The sequence below is a fragment of the Micromonospora sp. NPDC126480 genome, assembly GCF_040302465.1.
Lineage (GTDB): Bacteria > Actinomycetota > Actinomycetes > Mycobacteriales > Micromonosporaceae > Micromonospora.
In genome coordinates this window covers 189,696-209,953 of record NZ_JBEORU010000001.1, presented here as the reverse complement: position 1 = coordinate 209,953, position 20,258 = coordinate 189,696, and the positions used below count along the sequence as shown (strand labels likewise).

16 protein-coding genes are annotated in these 20,258 nt (G+C 71.9%); 2 read left to right on the top strand and 14 right to left on the bottom strand.

What is annotated here, in order from left to right; all coding sequences use genetic code 11:
- Positions 1 to 4: 4 nt before the first annotated feature.
- Positions 5 to 694 carry an anti-sigma factor family protein gene (locus ABTW87_RS01050; protein ID WP_350647294.1) on the bottom strand — a complete coding sequence of 230 codons (690 nt, stop codon included), beginning with the start codon at positions 692 to 694 and terminating at the stop codon, positions 5 to 7.
- Positions 691 to 1,206 (bottom strand): sigma-70 family RNA polymerase sigma factor, encoded by a 516-nt coding sequence (locus ABTW87_RS01045; protein ID WP_350647585.1) that lies wholly within the window; start codon positions 1,204 to 1,206, stop codon positions 691 to 693. The genes ABTW87_RS01050 and ABTW87_RS01045 overlap by 4 nt, the downstream gene beginning before the upstream one ends.
- A 284-nt stretch (positions 1,207 to 1,490) precedes the next feature.
- Here ABTW87_RS01045 and ABTW87_RS01040 point away from each other — a divergent pair, with 284 nt between their 5' ends.
- Complete coding sequence (locus ABTW87_RS01040) at positions 1,491 to 3,611, top strand: PhoX family protein (protein WP_350647292.1); 2,121 nt, start codon at positions 1,491 to 1,493, stop codon at positions 3,609 to 3,611.
- A gap of 127 nt (positions 3,612 to 3,738) precedes the next feature.
- Here ABTW87_RS01040 and ABTW87_RS01035 read toward each other — a convergent pair whose 3' ends face one another.
- Positions 3,739 to 4,521: an IclR family transcriptional regulator gene (locus ABTW87_RS01035; RefSeq protein WP_350647290.1), complete on the bottom strand. Its 783-nt coding sequence runs from the start codon at positions 4,519 to 4,521 to the stop codon at positions 3,739 to 3,741.
- Positions 4,522 to 4,675: 154 nt separating this feature from the next.
- Here ABTW87_RS01035 and ABTW87_RS01030 point away from each other — a divergent pair, with 154 nt between their 5' ends.
- A complete protein-coding gene (locus tag ABTW87_RS01030; RefSeq protein WP_350647289.1) occupies positions 4,676 to 5,872 on the top strand; it encodes an MFS transporter in 1,197 nt (398 codons plus the stop codon).
- Here the strand turns inward: ABTW87_RS01030 and ABTW87_RS01025 are convergent.
- The 11 genes from ABTW87_RS01025 to nuoE form a co-directional block, all read right to left on the bottom strand.
- Complete coding sequence (locus tag ABTW87_RS01025) at positions 5,869 to 6,954, bottom strand: polyprenyl synthetase family protein (RefSeq protein WP_350647287.1); 1,086 nt, start codon at positions 6,952 to 6,954, stop codon at positions 5,869 to 5,871. The genes ABTW87_RS01030 and ABTW87_RS01025 overlap by 4 nt on opposite strands.
- Positions 6,955 to 7,075: 121 nt before the next feature.
- Positions 7,076 to 8,629 (bottom strand): NADH-quinone oxidoreductase subunit NuoN, encoded by a 1,554-nt coding sequence (gene nuoN / locus ABTW87_RS01020; protein WP_350647285.1) that lies wholly within the window; start codon positions 8,627 to 8,629, stop codon positions 7,076 to 7,078.
- The gene (locus ABTW87_RS01015; protein ID WP_350647283.1) at positions 8,626 to 10,158 is read right to left on the bottom strand and encodes an NADH-quinone oxidoreductase subunit M; all 1,533 of its coding nucleotides are present in this window, start codon (positions 10,156 to 10,158) and stop codon (positions 8,626 to 8,628) included. The genes nuoN and ABTW87_RS01015 overlap by 4 nt, the downstream gene beginning before the upstream one ends.
- A 61-nt stretch (positions 10,159 to 10,219) precedes the next feature.
- Positions 10,220 to 12,175: an NADH-quinone oxidoreductase subunit L gene (gene nuoL, locus ABTW87_RS01010; protein ID WP_350647584.1), complete on the bottom strand. Its 1,956-nt coding sequence runs from the start codon at positions 12,173 to 12,175 to the stop codon at positions 10,220 to 10,222.
- A 13-nt stretch (positions 12,176 to 12,188) separates the two neighbouring features.
- Positions 12,189 to 12,506: an NADH-quinone oxidoreductase subunit NuoK gene (gene nuoK / locus ABTW87_RS01005; RefSeq protein ID WP_350647281.1), complete on the bottom strand. Its 318-nt coding sequence runs from the start codon at positions 12,504 to 12,506 to the stop codon at positions 12,189 to 12,191.
- Entirely contained in the window at positions 12,503 to 13,273 is a 771-nt protein-coding gene (locus tag ABTW87_RS01000) for an NADH-quinone oxidoreductase subunit J (RefSeq protein WP_350647280.1), read from the bottom strand. The genes nuoK and ABTW87_RS01000 overlap by 4 nt, the downstream gene beginning before the upstream one ends.
- A complete protein-coding gene (nuoI, locus tag ABTW87_RS00995) occupies positions 13,270 to 13,905 on the bottom strand; it encodes an NADH-quinone oxidoreductase subunit NuoI (RefSeq protein ID WP_350647279.1) in 636 nt (211 codons plus the stop codon). Before nuoI ends, ABTW87_RS01000 begins: the two co-directional genes overlap by 4 nt.
- A 1-nt stretch (position 13,906) precedes the next feature.
- A complete protein-coding gene (gene nuoH, locus ABTW87_RS00990) occupies positions 13,907 to 15,253 on the bottom strand; it encodes an NADH-quinone oxidoreductase subunit NuoH (RefSeq protein WP_350647277.1) in 1,347 nt (448 codons plus the stop codon).
- On the bottom strand, positions 15,250 to 17,769 hold the full coding sequence (locus ABTW87_RS00985) for an NADH-quinone oxidoreductase subunit G (protein WP_350647276.1): 2,520 nt from the start codon (positions 17,767 to 17,769) through the stop codon (positions 15,250 to 15,252). The genes nuoH and ABTW87_RS00985 overlap by 4 nt, the downstream gene beginning before the upstream one ends.
- Positions 17,769 to 19,085, bottom strand: coding sequence for an NADH-quinone oxidoreductase subunit NuoF (nuoF, locus tag ABTW87_RS00980; protein WP_350647274.1), 1,317 nt, complete (start codon positions 19,083 to 19,085; stop codon positions 17,769 to 17,771). The genes ABTW87_RS00985 and nuoF overlap by 1 nt, the downstream gene beginning before the upstream one ends.
- Positions 19,082 to 20,224 (bottom strand): NADH-quinone oxidoreductase subunit NuoE, encoded by a 1,143-nt coding sequence (gene nuoE, locus ABTW87_RS00975; RefSeq protein WP_502891506.1) that lies wholly within the window; start codon positions 20,222 to 20,224, stop codon positions 19,082 to 19,084. The genes nuoF and nuoE overlap by 4 nt, the downstream gene beginning before the upstream one ends.
- Between the last annotated feature and the right edge of the window lie 34 nt (positions 20,225 to 20,258).

Here is a 20,258-nt window from a genome sequence, read left to right as displayed (position 1 = left end):
GGGTTCAGGGAAGCTCGTAGGCAAGGACGGGGGTGCCGTCGGCGCGGACCAGTTCCAGCCGGACCAGCTCCGCGTCGGTGAACCTGGTCGCGCCGCTGATCCGCAGGTCGTCCCCGGGTGCGGCGAGCCACGAGCCGATCTGCTCGGTCGCACCGTCCGGACCGTGCGCCACCAGCCGGAAGGCGTGCGCCTTGCCGTAGCCCACCTTCGCGTCGTACCCGCAGCGCATCGTGACCGCCGTCCCCCACTCGGTGCCGGCCAGCCCGATCTCGGCGTGCACCGGCACCGTGCCGGCGACCGGCTGCATGGCGACCATCTGCACGCCCCGCGTCGGGTCGGGCGACGTACCGGGCAGGACGGCGGCCGTGCCGAGACCGACGACAAGGGCCAGCGCCGCGGCCGCGAGCGCGGTGAGGGTGTACCGGCGCCGGGTGGCGAGCCGTTCCCGGCGCCGCCGCTGCCGCGCGACGGCGAGGAGGTCAGGCAGCCGGGAGTCCTCCGGCGGCGGCAGAAAGTGGTCCAGGTCGGCCGGGTCCAGCCGCCCCAGCAGCCCGGGGAGCACGGCGATCTCGGCGACCGCCTGCCGGCACTCGGCGCAGCCGGTGAGGTGCCGCTCGTACGCCGCCCGCTCGGCGGGGGCGAGCGCACCCAGCACGTACGCGCCGTCGTCGTGCGCGAACTCGCACCGGGTCATCCCGTCACCCCCATCTCGGCCAGGACCAACCGCAGTGAGCGCAGCGCGTAGTGCGTCCGGGACTTGACCGTGCCCGGCGGCACCCCGAGCCGCGCAGCGGCCTCGGCCACCGACCGTCCCTGGTAGAAGCACTCCACTAAGACGTCACGATGGGTGGGGCTGAGTCGGTTCAACGCCTCGGCGACGGTCCACGCCTCCACCGCGCGTTCCGCCTCGTCGACCGTCTCCGGCGGCTCGGGCAGTTCGTCGGTGTAGACCTCGCCGACCCGGGTGGAGCGGCGACGCCAGGCGTCGATCGCGAGGTTCCGGGCGGTGGTGAAGAGCCAGCCACGCACCGATCCGCGACGCGGGTCGAGCGACTCCGGGTGCCGCCAGGCCCGCAGCAGGGTCTCCTGCACCAGGTCCTCGGCCCGCTGCCGGTCACCGTTGACCAGGCGCAGGGCGTGCGCGTACAGCGCCTCCGCGTGCTCGTCGTGCAGGGCGCGGAGCAGTTGGGCGTCGTCGTCGCTGATGGCGGTTCCTCGCTCTCGGCGAGCAGCCCGTGGGTCGCCGCCCCGGCACGAGCCACGGCGGGACGTCGACACACGGCCTAGGTCCGGCAGGCCTTCGCAGGGACATACGTACGCCCGTCCCGATCGGTTCAGCCGCAGGTCATCATGGTTGCTCCGGTCAAGGTGTTCATGCCCGGTTCACATCGGAGCCGACCGGCGGCCACCGGCCCCTCCTAGCGTCCGGCGGGTACGCACGCCACCCGCTGACCCGGCGTGCGCCGTCCCCCTCCAGGAGGCTCCTCCACATGAGCGACCGTCCTCGGCTGCTCCCGCTGCTGGGCTCCACCCGCCACGGCAGCCGCGACGCCATGACCTGTCTCTACCGGTGCGGCAACGCCTGCGATCACCCGGTGCCCAACACCTCTGACAACACGTACTTCGGCGACCTGGTCGACGCCGAGGTGTCCCGCCGTGGCGTGGTCCGCGCGGGCGCCGTCGGCGCGCTGGTCCTGGGCTTCGGTGGCGCGGCCGCCGGAGCGCTGGCCGGGGCCGGCGCCGCTTCGGCCGCCCCGGCCGCCCCGGCGGTGCCGGACGCCGCCGGCTTCGGCCGCCCGCGCGGCGGTGTCGGCAACGGCGCGCTGACCTTCAAGCCGGTCCCGCCGAACACCCTGGACAGCTTCGTCGTCCCGAACGGCTACGACCACTCGGTGGTCATCCGGTGGGGCGACGAGGTCGTGCCCGGTGCCCCCGAGTTCGACCTGCACCGGCAGACCGCCGCCGCGCAGGCTGAGCAGTTCGGCCACAACAACGACTTCGTCGGCGTGCTGCCGCTCGGCCGCAACCGCGCCCTGCTCGTGGTCAACCACGAGTACACGAACGAGGACCTGATGTTCCCCGGCTTCAGCGGCATGGACGCGCTGACCGTGGAGCAGCTGAAGGTCGCGATGGCCGCGCACGGCATGTCGGTGGTCGAGCTGGAACGCGTCGGCGGCACCGGCGAGTGGCGTCCGGTCCGCTCCGGCCGGCGGCAGTTCAACCGGCGGATCACCGCCAACACGACCCGGTTCGAGCTGACCGGCCCGGCTGCCGGCTCGGCCTGGCTGAAGACCGCCGCCGACCCCAAGGGTCGTACGGTCGTCGGCACGCTCAACAACTGCGCCGGCGGCGTGACCCCGTGGGGCACCGTGCTCTCCGGTGAGGAGAACTTCAACCAGTACTTCGTCGGCGGCGACGGCGCGCCGGCGGAGCTGAAGCCGAAGCTGGCGCGCTACGGCATCAGCACCACCAGCCGCTACCCCAGCGGCAGCCGCAAGTGGGACCGGGCGGACGAGCGGTTCGACCTGGCCCGGCACCCCAACGAGGCGCACCGGCACGGCTGGGTCGTCGAGATCGACCCGTACGACCCGGACAGCCGGCCGCGCAAGCACACCGCGCTCGGTCGGTTCAAGCACGAGGGCGCGAACGTCATCGTCGCCAAGAGCGGCCACGTGGTCGCGTACATGGGCGACGACGAGCGGTTCGACTACCTCTACAAGTTCGTGTCGGACAAGAAGTTCATGAAGGGCGACTCCTGGGTCGCCCGCCGGCACAACCTGACCCTGCTGGAGTCGGGCAGCCTCTACGTCGCCAAGCTGGAGGAGACCAGCGCCGCCGAGATCGACGGCTCCGGCACGCTGCCGTCGGACGGCGCCTTCAACGGGCGCGGCCGGTGGATCAAGCTGGTCAGCGGCAACCGCTCGCACGTCGAGGGCATGACCGCCGCGGAGGTGCTCACCTTCACCCGGCTCGCCGGGGACAAGGTCGGCGCGACCAAGATGGACCGGCCCGAGGACGTGGAGCCGAGCCTGCTCACCGGCAAGGTGTACGTGGCGCTGACCAACAACAGCAACCGGGGCGTCGGCAGCAACCCGAAGGCGGACGAGGCGAACCCGCGCACCGCCAACAAGCACGGCCACGTGCTGGAGATCGTGGAGGACCGGGGCGAGAACTCGGCGGAGACCTTTGCCTGGTCGGTGCCGATCGTGGCCGGCGACCCGGCCGACCCGTCGACCTACTTCGCCGGGTACGACAAGACCAGGGTGTCCCCGATCTCCTGCCCGGACAACGTCGCGTTCGATGCCACCGGCAACCTCTGGATCTCCACCGACGGCAACGCGCTGGGCAGCAACGACGGCCTCTTCGCCACGCCGGTGGAGGGCCCGGAGCGGGGCCACCTGAAGCAGTTCCTGACCGTGCCGGTCGGCGCGGAGGCCTGCGGGCCGTTCATCACCGGCGACAACCGCTCGGTCTTCGTGGCCGTGCAGCACCCCGGTGAGATCTCCGGGGCGTCGGTCGAGAACCCGGCCTCCAACTGGCCGGACGGCGACTACGCCAAGCCGGGCGTCGTGGTCACCTGGCGCCTCGACGGTGGCCCGATCGGCAGCTGACCTCCTCCGGGCGGTTCGGCGCTGGACCGCCGGGAAGGGCCCTCTCCCAGCCGGGGGGAGGGCCCTTCGCGTCCGGCGGCACCGGCTGGCTCGGCGGGCCGCGGACACCGTCCCGGCCCGGCCGGCGTCAGTTCTCGGCGGTGAGGGAGTCCGCGATGCCCCGGGCGGCGGTGAGCAGCTTCGCCCGGACCACCCGCGCGGAGGTCATCATCTCGCTGGCCGGCAGGGCGCAGGCGAGCACGACCCGGCGCTCCATGTCCTTGTCGGGGCTCACCAGCACCGCCGCGCACGCCACGCCCTGCCGGTACTGCCCCAGCTCCATCTGCATCCCCCGCCGGTCGCCCGCCGCCAGGTCGGCCTCGAAGGCCTCGACAGTGGTCAGCGTGGCGGTGGTGAACGGGCGCATGCCGTACTCGCGCAGGTAGCGGAACCGCTGCTCGGCCGTGAGGGTCGCCAGCAGCGCCTTGCCCAGCGCGGTGGCGTGCGCGCCCTCGTCGAAGCCGGGGACCAGGTCCTCCAGGTACGGCGAGCGCGGACCCTCGGCCACGGCCGTGATCGCGACCTGGCCGCCGACGAACTTGCCCAGATAGTGGCTGTAGCCGGTGTCGGCGGCGGCACGCCGCAGGCACTCCCCGACCGCGGGCGGCCCCCGGAAGGCCGTGACCAGCTCGCGGTATCGGTCGGCCACCTCAAGCCCCACGATGTACGTGCCGTCCTCGCGGCGGATGACGTAGCCCTCGTAGGCCAGGGTGCGGACGAGGTGGTAGGTGGTGGCGACGGTCAGCTCGCACCGTCGCGCGATCTGCTTGACGGTCAGCCCTTTCGGGGCGCGACCGACCGACTCGAGCACTCGCAGCGCGCGGGACACGCTCCGGATCAGGTCCGAAGGTTCCGCCAAGGGGTCGCGCACAACCACCTCCGCAGCCGGGGACTTACACCATATGAAAAACGTGCCCGGCGCGAAATGCCTGTTCGGGTGGAGGATGCCAGATCGTCATCCACTGGCCGCACCGGCCCGGACACGCACGGTTACCTGACGGCGACTCGCGTAGGTTGTTCAGATCATGGCCGACACCGCGCTGCAGCCCGCCGACGCTCCGACCCGGCCGGTACGCGCCGCCGCCGGGGCCGTCGCCGTCACCATCGCCTGCGTCCTGCCGGTCTTCCTGGTTGGCGGGCTCGCCGTTCAGATGGGTGCCGACCTGAGCTTCTCCCCGGCCGGCCTCGGTCTCGTCGTGGCGATCTACTTCGGGGTCGGCGCGCTGGCGTCGGTGCCGTCCGGCGCGCTCGCCGAGCGGTACGGCCCCGCCGTGGTCGCCCGCGCCGGCATCCTGATCTCCGCCACCAGCATGCTCGGCGTCGCCGGGCTCGCCCGGACCTACCCGGTGCTTGTCGGGCTGCTGGCGCTGGCCGGCACCGCCAACGCCCTGGGCCAGCTCGCGAGCAACGCCGCGCTGGCCCGGCACGTACCGGTCCGGAGGCAGGGGCTCTCGTTCGGCGTGAAGCAGGCGGCCATCCCGGTCTCCACGCTGCTGGCCGGCGTGGCGGTGCCGACCGTGGCGCTCACCGTCGGTTGGCGGTGGGCGTTCGTGGCGGCCGCCGGCGCCGCCCTGGCGGTGCTGCCGGTCGTGTCGGCGCGGGAGCCACGGCCGGCGCGGAAGGCCGCCGCCCGCGGAGGCCGGGCGACCGGGGCGCTGGTCGTGGTGGGCGTCGCCGCGGCCCTCGCCGCCGCCTCCGCGAACGCGCTCGGCACGTTCGCCGTGGACTCCGCCGCCGCGCGGGGCCTGGCACCCGGTCTGGCCGGGCTGACACTGACCCTGGGCAGCGCCGTGTGCGTCGTCGCGCGGGTGAGCGCCGGCTGGCTCGGCGACCGGCGGCCGAGCGGGCACGTGACGGTCATCGCCGGGATGCTTGTCGTCGGCGCCGGTGGGCTCGCCCTGCTCGCCGTCGCCGGCCCGGTGCCGCTGGTGGCCGGCGTGGTGCTCGGCTTCGGGCTGGGCTGGGCCTGGCCGGGGCTGATGAACTTCGCCGTGGTGCGGCTCCACCCGCAGGCGCCGGCCGCGGCCACCTCGATCACCCAGACCGGGGTGTACGCGGGCGGCTGCCTGGGCCCGCTCACCCTCGGCCCGCTGGCCGCCCATCTGGGCTATCCGACCATGTGGACGACCGCGGCGGTCTCGATGCTCCTGGCGGCCGCCCTGATGCTGACCGGCAGCCGCCTCCTGTCCCGCCCGGCCCGCTCGGTAGGGCCGGGGGGTTAGCTGGTGCGGTCGGCGATGTGGTCGCAGAGGGACTCGAGGGCCCGGCGGGCCGGGCCCGGCGGGAGCGGGGCGAGCTGGGCACGGGCGTCCTCGGCGTAGCTGCGGACCGTCTCGCGGGCCCGCTTGAGGGCCGGGCTCTCGCGGAGCAGGCCGAGTGCCTCGGCGTGCAGGTCGTCGTCGGTGAGCGGACCGGTCGCCAGGATCTCCCGCAGCCGCACCGACGCGGCGTCGGCGTCGTCGGACGCGAGCGCGTACAGCACCGGCAGGGTCGGGACGCCCTCGCGCAGGTCGGTGCCGGGTGTCTTGCCGGACTGCATCGACTCGCTGGCGATGTCCAGGAGGTCGTCGGAGAGCTGGAAGGCCACCCCGATCGTCTCCCCGTAGCCGGCGAGCGCCTCGATGTGCTCGGCGCTGGCCCCGCCGAACATGCCACCGAAACGCGCCGACGTGGCGATCAGCGAGCCGGTCTTCTCGGCGATGACGCTCAGGTAGTGCGCCACCGGGTCGTCGCCGGCGCGCGGTCCGACCGTCTCCGCGATCTGGCCGTGCACCAGCCGCGCGAACGTGCGGGCCTGCAGGCGTACGGCCTCGGTGCCCAGCTCGGCCGCGATGTCCGCGGCCCGGGCGAAGAGGTAGTCACCGACCAGGATGGCGACCGAGTTCGTCCACCGGGAGTTGGCGCTCGGGGCACCACGACGCACCGGGGCCTCGTCCATGACGTCGTCGTGGTAGAGCGTCGCCAGGTGAGTGAGCTCCATCACCACGGCCGCGGGCACGACCTGCCGGTCCGTCGGGTCACCGAACTGCGCGCCGAGCGCCACCAGCAGGGGACGGAACCGCTTGCCGCCGGCCTCCACGAGGTGCCGGGCCGCCTCGGTGACGAACGGGTCGGCGCTCGCGACGCTGGACCGCAGCTCGGCCTCGACGCCCTCCAGCACCCGCAGCACCGATTCCTCGACGCGGGAATCGGCGAGGTGCAGACCGAGCGCGCCGAACTGACCCGTGCTCTCCCGGCCCGGGCGGCCGCCCGCGCCGGTGGCACCTGAACGCTCGCCAGCCGGATTCACCACGTCTCCAACCATGCCACACGCCCCCGACCAGCCCCGGGCCGGGGATGGCCGGACCGTCGGCGGGCACGCGGACCGGCTCCGGGAACGGCGCGGGGCCGGTACGCGTCCGCGTACCGGCCCCGGGCGACAGGTGTCAGCGGACGAACTCCGCCGCTCCGGTGGCGAGGTCGAGCAGCGGCGCCGGAACGACACCGAGGACCAGCGTGGCGACCACGCCGATCATCAGCGCCGCCGAGGTCAGCCCGCCCGGCACGGTCACGGTCGGGGTGGACTCGCCGGGCTCGGAGAGCCACATCAGCACGACCACCCGCAGGTACGGGAAGGCGAGCACCATGCTGGTCAGGACACCGGCGATCACCAGCCAGGCCTGTCCACCGTCCAGGGCCGGGCCGAAGACCGCGAACTTGCTGGTGAAGCCACTGGTCAGCGGGATGCCGGCGAAGGCGAGCAGGATGAAGGTGAACAGCGCGGCGTAGAACGGGGAGCGCCGCCCGAGACCCGCCCACCGGGACAGGTGGGTGGCCTCCCCGTCCGCGTCGCGGACCAGGGTGACCACAGCGAACGCGGCAAGCACCGAGAAGCCGTACGCCACCAGGTAGAACATCGTCCCGGAGATGCCCTCGCTGCTCGGCGCGAGCACGCCGACCAGCAGGTAACCGGCGTTCGCGATCGACGAGTACGCGAGCAGCCGCTTGATGTCGGTCTGGGTGACCGCCAGGACCGCACCGACGAGCATCGTCAGCACCGCGACCACGCCGAGCACCGGGGTGAAGTCCCACCGCGCGCCCTCGAACGCCACGTGGAAGACCCGCAGCAGGGCGCCGAACGCGGCCACCTTCGTGCACGCCGCCATGAAGCCGGTGACCGGCGTCGGTGCGCCCTGGTAGACGTCCGGCGTCCAGACGTGGAACGGCGCCGCGGCGGCCTTGAACAGCAGGCCGATGGCGAGCAGCGCCATGCCGGCGAAGAGCAGCAGCGGGCTTGCCGGGCTCTCGGCGACGGCCGCGTGGACGGTGGCGAAGTCGACCCCGGCCGGCCGGCCCGGGATGCCGGCGGTGAAGCCGTACACCAGGGCGACGCCGAACAGGAAGAACGCCGAGGCGTACGCGCCGAGCATGAAGTACTTCAACGACGCCTCCTGGCTCAGCAGGCGCCGGCGGCGGGCCAGCGCGCAGAGCAGGTAGAGCGGCAGGGAGAAGACCTCCAGCGCGATGAACATGGTCAGCAGGTCGTTCGCCGCCACGAAGATCAGCATGCCGCCGACCGCGAACGTGGTCAGCGGGTAGACCTCGGTGAGGCCGTTCGTGCCCTCGGCCTGCCGGCGGTCGTCGGCCGACTCGGCGGTGACCGCCGCCTGGGCCACGAACGCCCCGCCCCGCTCGACCGTACGCTCGCCGATCAGCAGCAGCGCCATCGCGGCCAGGACCAGGATCGCGCCCTGGAGGAAGAGGGCCGGCCCGTCCACCGCGATCGCCCCGCCGATGGTGATGAGGCGCTCGTCGGCGTTCAGCACGACCATGGTCAGCGCGGACAGGACCGCGAGCAGCGCCACCGCAAGCTGCACCAGGTTCCGCAGCCGCCTCGGCACGAACGCCTCGACCAGCACACCGACGAGCGCGGCGCCCAGCATGATGAGTATCGGCGCGAGCGCCGCGTACTCGATCGAGGGAAGCTTCAGCTCACTCATTTGGCCGCCTCCTGGACGGTGCCCACCGACGGGGCCGGGTCGGTCCTACCGATGTCCTGCATGGTGGCTTGGACGGCGGGGTTGATCACGTCGGTCACCGGCTTCGGGTAGAAGCCGAGCAGCACGATCAGGGCGATCAGCGGAGCCACCACGACCTTCTCGCGCAGGTTGAGGTCGCGCTTCATGCCGTCGACCTCGGTCAGCGCCGGGTTGAGGGTGCCCTGGGTGGTGCGCTGGATCATCCAGAGCACGTACGCGGCCGCCAGGATGATGCCGAGCGTGGCGATCACCGCGACCGGCTTGTTCACCGTGAACGTGCCGATCAGCACCAGGAACTCGGAGATGAACGGCGCCGTGCCGGGCAGCGCCAGCGAGGCGAGACCGGCGAAGAACAGCACCCCGGCCAGCAGCGGAACCAGCTTGCCGGCACCGCCGAAGTCGCTGATCAGCGCGGAACCGCGCCGGGCGATCAGCATGCCGACCACCAGGAAGAGCAGGCCGGTGGCGAGCCCGTGGTTGACCATGTAGAGCACCGCGCCGGTCGCCGCCTGGCTGGTGAACGCGAAGATGCCGACCCCGATGAAGCCGAAGTGCGCGATCGAGGTGTACGACACCAGCCGCTTCAGGTCGTTCTGCCCGACGGCGAGCAGCGCCGCGTAGACGATGCCGATCAGGCCCAGCGCCAGCGCCCACGGCGCGAACCACTTCGCCGCGTCCGGGAACAGCGGCAGGCAGTAGCGCAGGATGCCGAAGGTGCCGACCTTGTCGAGCACGCCGACCAGCAGCGCGGCGGCGCCGGCCGGGGCCGCACCACCGGCGTCCGGCAGCCAGGTGTGGAACGGGAAGAACGGCGCCTTGATCGCGAACGCGAGGAAGAAGCCGAGGAACAGCCAACGCTCGGTGCCGGTGGAGATGTCCACCTGCGACAGCGCCTGCCAGTCGAAGGTCTTCCCGCCGACCACCCACAGGCCGATCACCGCGGCGAGCATGAACAGACCGCCGACCAGCGAGTAGAGGAAGAACTTCACCGCCGCGTACTGCCGCTGGTGGCCGCCGTAGCTGCCGATGAGGAAGTACATCGGCACGAGCATGACCTCGAAGAACACGTAGAACAGGAAGACGTCGGCGGCGGCGAAGACGCCGATCATCGTGCACTCGAGGACCAGCAGCAGCGCGAAGTAGACCGGCACCGACCGCTTCGAGGACTCGGCGTCGTGCCAGGACGCCAGGATGACCAGCGGCACCAGCACCGCGATCAGCATCAACATGACGAGCGCGATGCCGTCGGCGGCGAAGGTGAAGTTGACGCCCCAGTTCGGGATCCACGGGTACGACTCGCGGAACTGGAACCGCTCGCCGCCGGTCTGCCAGGTCACCCACATGACCACCGAGAGCGCCAGCACCAGCAGCGACCAGCCGAGCGCCACCCGCTTGGCCAGCTCCGGCCGCCGGCGGGGCAGGAGGGCCACCACGAGGGCACCGACCAGCGGCGCCACGGTGAGCACCGAGAGGAACGGGAAGTCGGACATTACGCGGCCTTACCTCCGTCGTCGCTGCGCGGTCCGTCGGTGACGGCCGCCTGAAGTCCGATCACGCCAACCACCCCGCCTCGACGGCCAGGAAGGCCGCCACCACCAGCAGGGCACCGGCCAGGATCGAGGTGGCGTACGACCGGACGAAGCCGGTCTGCAGCCGCCGGAGCCGGCCCGAACCGCCGCCCACCCCGGCGGCGAGACCGTTGACCAGCCCGTCGATGCCGCGGTTGTCGAGGTAGACCAGCGCCCGGGTGAGGAAGATGCCCGGCTTCTCGAAGACCGCCTCGTTGAAGGAGTCGGTGTAGAGGTTCTTCCGGGCGGCGGTGACCAGCACGCCCGCCGGCTGCGGCTCGGTGGCCGTGCCGGCCCGGAACAGGAACCAGGCGAGCCCGGCGCCGGCCACCGTGACCAGGATCGACAGGATAGTGATCGCGAGGTGCGACAGCACCGCCTCGTGCGCCTCGGTCTGACCGCCCAGCCCGGCCGTGGCCTCCAGCCACTCGGGGACCGGCCCGGCCATGAACGCACCGGCGGCGACCGACCCGACGGCGAGCAGGATCAGCGGGATGGTCATCAGCTTCGGCGACTCGTGCGGGTGCTCGATGTCCTCCGTCCAGCGGGCCGGGCCGTGGAACGTGAGCACGAACAGCCGGGTCATGTAGAACGCGGTCAGCCCGGCGCCGAGCAGGGCCGCCGTGCCGAAGAGCCAGGCCGTCCAGCCCTCCCGCTCGAACGCGGCCACGATGATCGGCTCCTTCGAGAAGAAGCCGGAGAACGGGGGCAGGCCGATGATCGCCAGCCAGCCCGTCATGAAGGTCAGCCAGGTGATCTTCATGTACTTGGCCAGCCCGCCGAAGCGGCGGATGTCCACCTGGTCCTTCATCCCGTGCATGACCGAGCCGGCGCCGAGGAACATGTTGGCCTTGAAGAAGCCGTGCGCCAGCAGGTGCACGATGGCCAGCGCGTACGCCGCGCCACCGAGACCGACGCCGAGGAACATGTAACCGATCTGGCTGACCGTCGACCAGGCGAGCACCCGCTTGATGTCGTCCTTGGCCGCGCCGATGACGCAGCCGATCAGCAGGGTCAGCGCACCGACGCTGACCACCACCAGCTGGAGGGTCGAGTTGGCCGAGAAGATCGGGTTCGACCGGGCGATCAGGTAGACGCCCGCGGTGACCATGGTGGCCGCGTGGATCAGGGCCGACACCGGGGTCGGGCCCTCCATCGCGTCCGGGAGCCACGCCTGCAACGGGAACTGGCCGGACTTGCCGGTCGCGCCGAGCAGCAGGAGCAGGCCGAGCACCAGGACCGTGGTGGCGGTGAGCGAGCCGACGCCCGAGAACACCTCGTCGTACTGCGTGGTGCCGAGGGTGGCGAACATGATGAAGATGCCGATGGCCAGGCCGGCGTCACCGACGCGGTTCATCAGGAACGCCTTCTTGCCGGCCGTGGCGGCGCTCGGCCGCTCGTACCAGAAGGAGATCAGCAGGTACGACGCCAGGCCGACGCCCTCCCAGCCGAAGTAGAGCATCACGTAGTTGTTGCCGAGCACCAGCAGGAGCATGGCGGCGACGAACAGGTTGAAGTAGCCGAAGAACCGCCGGCGACCCGGGTCGTGCGCCATGTACTCCACGGCGTACAGGTGGATCAGGAAGCCCACCCCGGTGATCAGCAGGACGAAGACCGCGGCCAGCGGGTCGAAGAGCAGGCCGAAGTCCACGCGCAGGTCGCCGACCGCGATGAACTCCCACAGGCTCAGTTCGACGGACCGGTTCTCCAGCCCGCGGAGCTGGAGGAAGTAGGTCAGGCCGAGCACGAACGCGACGCCGATCGACGCCACGCCCAGCCAGTGCCCCCACCGGTCCGCCCGGCGGCCCAGCAGCAGCAGGATCGCCGCGCTGACCAGCGGGATCGCGACCAGCAGCCAGACGCTGCCGAGCAGCCCGTCGGCCGCCGCGTACGTGACGGCGCCCACCGGCTCGACCGGAGCGTTCGCCAGAATCTCCATCACCGCAGGCCCCTCAGTACTTCAGAAGGTTGGCGTCGTCGACGCTCGCCGAGCGCCGGGTCCGGAAGATCGCCATGATGATCGCGAGCCCGACCACGACCTCTGCCGCGGCCACCACCATCACGAAGAACGCCATGATCTGGCCGTTGAGGTCACCGTTGATCCGGCTGAAGGTGACCAGGGTCAGGTTGGCCGCGTTGAGCATCAGCTCGACGCACATGAACAGCACGAGCGCGTTGCGCCGGACGAGCACCCCGGCGGCGCCGATGGTGAACAGCACCGCGGCGAGGACCAGGTAGTAGTTCGGTTCCACCGAGAAGAACTCGTTCACCTGTCGGTCCCCTTCAGCGTGGTCTCCTCGGCGCCCAGCTCGCGCACCGGCAGGATGTCGGGGGTGCTGCGCTCGGTCAGCCGCCCGTCCGGCAGCCGGGCCGGCGTGGCCACCGAGGACGAGGTGGCGAACACGCCCGGACCGGGCTTCGGGCCGGGGTAGTTGCCGGGGCGGAACCGCGCCTTCATGGTGGCGACCTGGTCCATCCGGTCCTCCTTGCGCCGCTCGATGTGCGCCAGCACCATCGCGCCGACCGCCGCCGTGATGAGCAGCGCGGAGGTCAGCTCGAACGCGAAGACGTACTTGGTGAACAGCAGCCGCGCGATGCCTTGCACGTTGCCCTCGGCGTTGGCCACCGCCAGGCCGGCGGCGTCGCCGCCGGCCAGCGCCCGGTAGACGCCGGTGCCGACCAGGCCGGCGAAGCCCAGCCCGAGGACGATCGCCGCGATCCGCTGGCCGCGCAGCGTCTCGATCAGCGAGTCGGACGCGTCCCGGCCGACCAGCATCAGCACGAACAGGAAGAGCATCATGATCGCGCCGGTGTAGACGATGATCTGCACCATGCCGATGAACGGCCCGGCCTGGAGCACGTAGAACACGCCCAGGCAGAGCATCGTCAGCACCAGCCACAGCGCCGAGTGCACGGCGTTGCGGGCGACGACCATGCCGATCGCGCCGAGCAGCGCCAGCGGGGCGAGGATCCAGAAGGTGACCGCTTCGCCACCGGACACCGAGCCCGCCGCGGCGAGCACCGTCTGCGTGGTCATGCTCCGTCTCCCTTGCCGGCCCGCTGCGCGGCCTGCTCGGCACCCGGGAAGGTCACCCCGGGGTGATCGTCGAGCTGGTAGCGGCCGGGGCCCATCGGCGAGCGCTCCGCACCGGCCGAGGTGCCCGGGTTCTCCAGCGCGCCGACGTAGTAGTCCTTCTCGCTGTCACCCAACCGCATCGGGTGCGGTGGCTGCTCCATGCCCGGCAGCAGCGGCGCCAACAGCTGCTCCTTCGTGAAGATGAGGTCCTGCCGGTTGTCCCGGGCCAGCTCGTACTCGTTGCTCATGGTGAGCGAGCGGGTCGGGCAGGCCTCGATGCACAGCCCGCAGAAGATGCAGCGGGCGTAGTTGATCTGGTAGATGCTGGCGTACCGCTCACCCGGGGAGAAGCGCTGCTCCTCGGTGTTGTCGCCACCCTCCACGTAGATCGCGTCCGCGGGGCAGGCCCACGCGCACAGCTCGCAGCCGATGCACTTCTCCAGGCCGTCCGGGTGCCGGTTGAGGATGTGCCGCCCGTGGTAGCGCGGCGCCGAGACCGGCGGCTTGGACGGGTAGTCGGTGGTGACGACCTTCTTGAACATGTGCGAGAAGGTGACCCCGAAGCCCTTGAACGTTCCGGTGATCGCGCCCACGTCACACCTCCCTGGAGTCCGTGCCGGCGGCGAGGTTGGCCGGCTCCCGCTCGGCGACGACGCGCCGGGTCCGCGGGCTCGGTGGTACCTGAAGGTCCATCGGGGGCAGCGGGAAGCTGCCCGGTGGACGGTTGCCGACCTGCTCGGCGAGCGTCGGCTTGGCCGTGGGCTTGCGGCTCGGCCAGAACAGCGTGGCGAGCAGCACCACACCGGCGACAGCCCCGTACACGATCAGCCGGTCGGCGCGCTCCCAACCCTGGGTCTTCAACCAGCCGGCCAGCACCAGGATCCAGACCAGGTTGATCGGGAGCAGGACCTTCCAGCCGAGGCGCATGAACTGGTCGTAGCGCAGCCGGGGCAGCGTGCCCCGCAGCCAGATGAAGACGAAGACCAGGGCGACGACCTTGAGGAAGAACCACAGCATCGGCCACCAGCCCGCGTTCGCCCCGTCCCAGATGCTCAGCGGCCAGGGAGCCCGCCAGCCGCCGAGGAACAGCGTCACGGTGAACGCCGACATGGTGACCATCGCCACGTACTCGGAGAGCATGATGAGCGCGAACTTCAGCGAGCTGTACTCCGTCATGAAGCCGGCGACCAGCTCGGACTCCGCCTCGGGCAGGTCGAACGGAGCGCGGTTGGTCTCACCGACGATCGCGATGAAGAAGATGACGAAGCTCGGGAAGAGCAGGATCGCGTACCAGCCCGGTGCCGCGATGTCCGCGCCGAACAGTTCCAGGCGCGGCCGCTCACCCTGGGCGGCGACGATGCCGCTTGTCGACATCGTCCCCGAGAGCATGAAGACCGCCACGACGGAGAGCCCGAGGGCGACCTCGTACGAGATCAGCTGAGCGGTGGACCGGAGACCACCGAGCAGCGGGTAGGTGGACCCGGAGGCCCACCCGGCGAGCACGACGCCGTACACCGCCATCGAGGAGCAGGCCAGGACCAGCAGCACCGCCACCGGCACGTCGGTGACCTGCAGCGGCGTCCGGTGCCCGAAGATGCTGACCATCGGGCCGAACGGCATCACCGACAGGGCGGTGACCGCGCAGACCACCGAGATGACCGGGGCGAAGAAATAGACGACCTTGTCCGCGGCCCGCGGGAGGATGTCCTCCTTGAAGGCCATCTTCAGGCCGTCGGCGAGCGTCTGCAGCAGACCGAACGGGCCGGCCTGGTTGGGGCCGGGCCGGACCGCCATCCGGGCGACGACCCGGCGCTCGAACCACACGCCGAGCAGCGTGGCCAGCAGGCCGAACGCGAACGCGAAGACGATCTTGATCAGGATCAGCCACCACGTGTCCTGACCGAAGTCGGCAAGCGTCGGCTCCTGGGCGAGGAAGGTCATGCGGCACCCCCGGAGTTGAGGAGCGGGCCCGGGCGACCGGCCGCGTCGGCGGCGACCGGCGCGTCGGCCTGCTGGGGAACGGCCGGTGGGATCGCGGCGGCGGAGACCCGCACGATCGCTCCGGCCGTGGCGCCGAGGCTGCGGCGGACCGTCGAGCCCGGCGAGTTGGTCGGCAGCCACACGACGCCGTCCGGCATCTCGGTCACCGCCGCCGGCAGGGTGATAGCGCCCCGGTCGGTGCCGACCGTGACCGCGTCGCCGTCGGCGACACCGATGGCCTCGGCGGTGCCCTTGCCCAGCCGGACCACCGGCGGGCGGGCCGTGCCGGCGAGGTGCTCGTCGCCGTCGGTCAGGCTGCCCAGGTCGATCAGCTGGTGCCAGGTGGCCAGCACCGCCTCACCGGCGCCCGGCTGTGGCGCGGCCGCCGGCTCCACGGTCGGCGCCGCCGGCCGAGTGGTACGGGTGCGCGGCAGCCCGCCCAGTTCGCGGCGGACGCTCGGCACGTCGGCGGTGCCGAGCCGCACGTCGAGTTGCGCGGCCAACGCGTCCAGCACCCGGCCGTCGGTCATCGCGGCGGTCTGCAGGACGGCCTCGAAGGGACGCAGCCGCCCCTCCCAGTCCAGGAAGCTGCCCGCCTTCTCCACCACCGGCGCGACCGGGAGGACCACGTCCGCCCGGCGGGCCACCGCGCTGTTGCGCAGTTCGAGGCTGACCAGGAAGGGCACCGACTCCAGCGCCTCCTCGGCCAGCCGGGGGTCGGCCAGGTCCGCCGGGTCGACGCCGGCCACGACAAGCGCGCCGAGCTGCCCGGCGGCCGCCGCGGCGAGGATGCCGTCGGTGTCCCGGCCGGCCTGGCTGGGGATGACCCCGGCCGGGATGTCCCACGCCTCGCCCAGCTCGGCGCGGGCGGCGGGCTCGGTGACCAGGCGACCACCGGGGAGCAGGTTCGGAAGGCAGCCCGCGTCGACCGCACCCCGGTCACCCGCCCGCCGCGGCACCCAGGCCAGCTTGGCCCCGGTACGCCGGGCCACGTCCGCCGCGGCGGAGAGACCGCCCGGCACCGCGCCCAGCCGCTCGCCGACGACGAGGATCGCCCCCGGCTGGCTCAGCGCCTCGGCGACCGTGGCGTGCTCGGCGAGCACGCTGGCCTCCTCGCCCGGCACCACCCGGGCCAGCTTGGCGCCGAGCTTCTCCAGGCCGCGGGTCGCGAACGGGGCGATCGCGTACAACGTCAGGGTCTTCTTCAGGTACGCCTTGCGCAGCCGCAGGAAGAGGATGGGGCACTCCTCCTCCGGCTCCAGGCCGACCAGCACCACCGCCGGTGCCTTCTCGACGTCGGCGTAGGTGACCTCGGTGACCCCGGCCACCGAGCTGGCCAGGAAGTCGGCCTCCTCGCGGGAGACCGGCCGGGCCCGGAAGTCGATGTCGTTGGTGTGCAGCGCGACGCGGGCGAACTTGGCGTACGCGTAGGCGTCCTCGACGGTCAGCCGGCCGCCGGTGAGCACCGCCGCGCCCCGCCCGCCGTCCCGCGCCGCGCGCAGCCCCTCGGCGGCCACGGTCAGGGCCTCGCTCCACGACGCCTCACGCAGCTCACCGGTCTGCTCGTCGCGCACCAGCGGGGTGGTCAGCCGGTCGAACGCGCGGGCGTACTGGAAACCCCAGCGCCCCTTGTCGCAGTTCCACTCCTCGTTGACCGCCGGGTCGTCGCCGGCCAGCCGCCGCAGCACCTTGCCGCGCCGCCAGTCGGTGCGCTGGGCGCAGCCGGCCGAGCAGTGCTCGCAGACGCTGGGGGTGGAGACCAGGTCGAACGGGCGGGCCCGGAACCGGTACTGCGCACCGGTCAGCGCACCGACCGGGCAGATCTGGACCGTGTTGCCGGAGAAGTACGAGTTGAACGGCACGTCGCCGTCCTCGCCCTCCTCCCCGCCGTACGCCTCGTCCCGGTAGATGTTGATCTCCTCGGCGGACGAGCGGTTCATCAGGTCGATGAACTTGTCGCCGGCGATCTCCTCGGAGAACCGGGTGCACCGCTGGCAGAGCACGCAGCGCTCCCGGTCGAGCAGCACCTGGGTGCTGATCTCCAGCGGCTTCTCGTACTCACGCTTGTGCTCGTGGAACCGCGAGTCGGTACGGCCGGTCGACATCGCCTGGTTCTGCAGCGGGCACTCGCCGCCCTTGTCGCACATCGGGCAGTCGAGCGGGTGGTTCACCAGCAGCAGCTCCATGATCCCCTCCTGCGCCTTCTTGGCGACCGGGGAGGTGAGCTGGGTCTTCACGACCATGCCGTCGGCCACGGTCTGGGTGCAGGAGGCGACCGGCTTGCGCTGCCCCTCCACGTCGACCAGGCACTGGCGGCAGGCGCCGGCCGGGGCCAGCAGCGGGTGGTCGCAGAACCGTGGGATCTCGATGCCCATCTGCTCGGCGACCCGGATCAGCAGCGCCCCCTTCGGCGCGGTGACCTCGATGCCGTCAATGGTGAGCGTGACCGTCTCGGTCTGCTTGGCTACGTCCGTCATCAGTGGGCTCCCACCAGCTGCTTGTCGGAGAGCTTCGGAGCGGTACGTCCCTCGATGTAGTCGAGGTAGTCCTGCTTGAAGTACTTCAGCGAGGAGGTCACCGGGCTGGTCGCGCCGTCACCCAGACCGCAGAACGAGCGGCCGAGGATGTTGTCGCAGGTGTCCAGCAGAGTGTCCAGGTCGTCGTGGGTGCCCTGACCGGAGAGGATCCGGCGGTAGACGCGGACCATCCAGTAGTTGCCCTCGCGGCACGGCGTGCACTTGCCGCACGACTCGTGGTGGTAGAACTCCAGCCACCGGTACGTCGCGTACACCGGGCAGTCCTGGTCGGAGAAGATCTGCGTCGCCGTGGTGCCCAGGATCGACCCGGCCGCCGCCACCCCCTCGAAGTCCAGCGGCACGTCCAGGTGCTCGGCGGTGAGCAGCGGCGTCGACGAGCCACCCGGCGTCCAGAACCGCAGGTTGTGACCCGGCTGCATGCCGCCGGCCAGCTCGATCAGCTCGCGGAGCGTGATCCCCATCGAGCACTCGTACTGGCCGGGGTTCGCGACCCGGCCGGAGAGCGAGTAGATCATCGGGCCGGACGACTTCTCGGTGCCCATGCTCCGCCACCAGTCCGCGCCGCCCAGCACGATGTACGGGACCGACGCGATCGTGCCGACGTTGTTCACCACCGTCGGGCTCGCGTACAGGCCGTGCGTCGCGGGGAACGGCGGCCGGAGCCGGGGCTGGCCCCGGAAGCCCTCCAGCGAGTCCAGCAGCGCGGTCTCCTCGCCGCAGATGTACGCCCCGGCGCCCGAGTGCACCACCAGGTCCAGGTCGAACCCGCTGCGCAGGATGTCCTTCCCGAGGTAGCCCTTGGCGTAGGCCTCCCGCACCGCGCTGCGCAGCCGCCGTGCGGCGTGCACCGCCTCACCCCGGATGTAGATGTAGGCGCGGCTGGCCCGGATCGCGTACGACGCGATGATCACGCCCTCGACCAGCGAGTGTGGATCGTGCGTCATCAGCGGCAGGTCCTTGCAGGTGCCCGGCTCGCCCTCGTCGGCGTTGACCACCAGGTAGTGCGGCTTGCCGTCGCCCTGCGGGATGAACCCCCACTTGAGACCGGTCGGGAAGCCCGCGCCGCCGCGGCCGCGCAGACCGGAGTCTTTGATCAGCTGGATCAGGTCGTCCGGGTGGGCCTTGAGCGCCTTGCGCAGCGCCGCGTACCCGTCGAGCTTCTCGTAGGTGTCGAGCTGCCAGGCGTCCGGCGAGAGCCAGCGCTTGGTGAGCACCGGCGTGAGCTTGGCCAGCGTCTCCGGCCGAGGAGTGGTCACTTCTGGTTTCCCCCTTCGCTCCCGACTGCGGGGCTCGCAAGCTCACTCCTCGCACTCGCGGCTGCCTCGGCATCCTTGAGCGAGCGCTCCTGCGCGCCGGCGTCGTCGCCGGCGGGCTTGCCGTCACCGGCCGGCGGGTTCGCCGCCGCGCCGGACTCCTCGGCCGCCCGGGCCTCGCGTGGCGCCGGGGGTGCGCCGTCCACCGGCACCTTCGTGCCCGGCGCGTCGGGAACCGGCGTCCGCGCGTCCGGCTGCCGGGTCTCCGCCGCCCGCACCTCGGGCGACTTGTCGTCCGGCGCCTTCACGTCCCGGGTGGTGCTGCCGGCCGCCTGCGCCGGCGCGACCGGCTCACCCGTGCCGGCGTTGACCGCGGGCTTCGCGGCCGCCTCCGGCTGCGCCGGCTTCGCGGCCTCGGCCTTCGCCTTCGCCTCGGCGGCCGCCTTGTCGGCCTCGGCCTTGCTGCGGATCGGGGTGCTCGGGTCGAAGCCGGGGACCGAGACGCCGTGCTCCTGCGCGAGGCGCAGCCCGCGCAGGGTCGGCTCGCCCGGCACGCCGTCGGCGACCGCGCCCTCACGCTCGTCGGCGAAGCCGGCGAGCTGCACCGACATCTCCTTCAGCGTGCAGAGGCGGGCGCCGCGGCTCGGCGTCGGCCGGCCACCGGCGCGCAGCTCGTCGACCACGTCGACGGCCGTCTGCGGGTCCACGTTGTCGAAGAAGTCGTAGTTGACCGTCAGCACCGGCCCGTAGTCGCACGCGGCCAGGCACTCGGCGTGTTCCAGGGTGATCGTCCCGTCCGCCGTGGTCTCGTCGTGGCCCACCCCGAGGTGCTCGGCGAGGGTGTCGTAGACCTTCTGGCCGCCGAGGACGTTGCACATGGTGTTGGTGCAGACGCTCACCAGCCAGTCACCGGTCGGCCGGCGCTTGTACATCGTGTAGAAGGAGGCGACCGCCCCGACCTGCGCCTTGTTCAGCCCAAGCACCTCGGCGCAGAACGCGATGCCGGCCGGGGAGACGTACCCCTCGACGGACTGCACCAGGTGCAGCAGCGGCAACAGCGCCGAGCGGGACCGGTCGGCCGGGTACCGGGCGATGATCTCCCGCGCCCGGGCCCGGGTCTCGTCACTGAAAGTCGTGGTCATCGGAGTCGCCTTTCCGTTCGCGACTGCGGGGCTG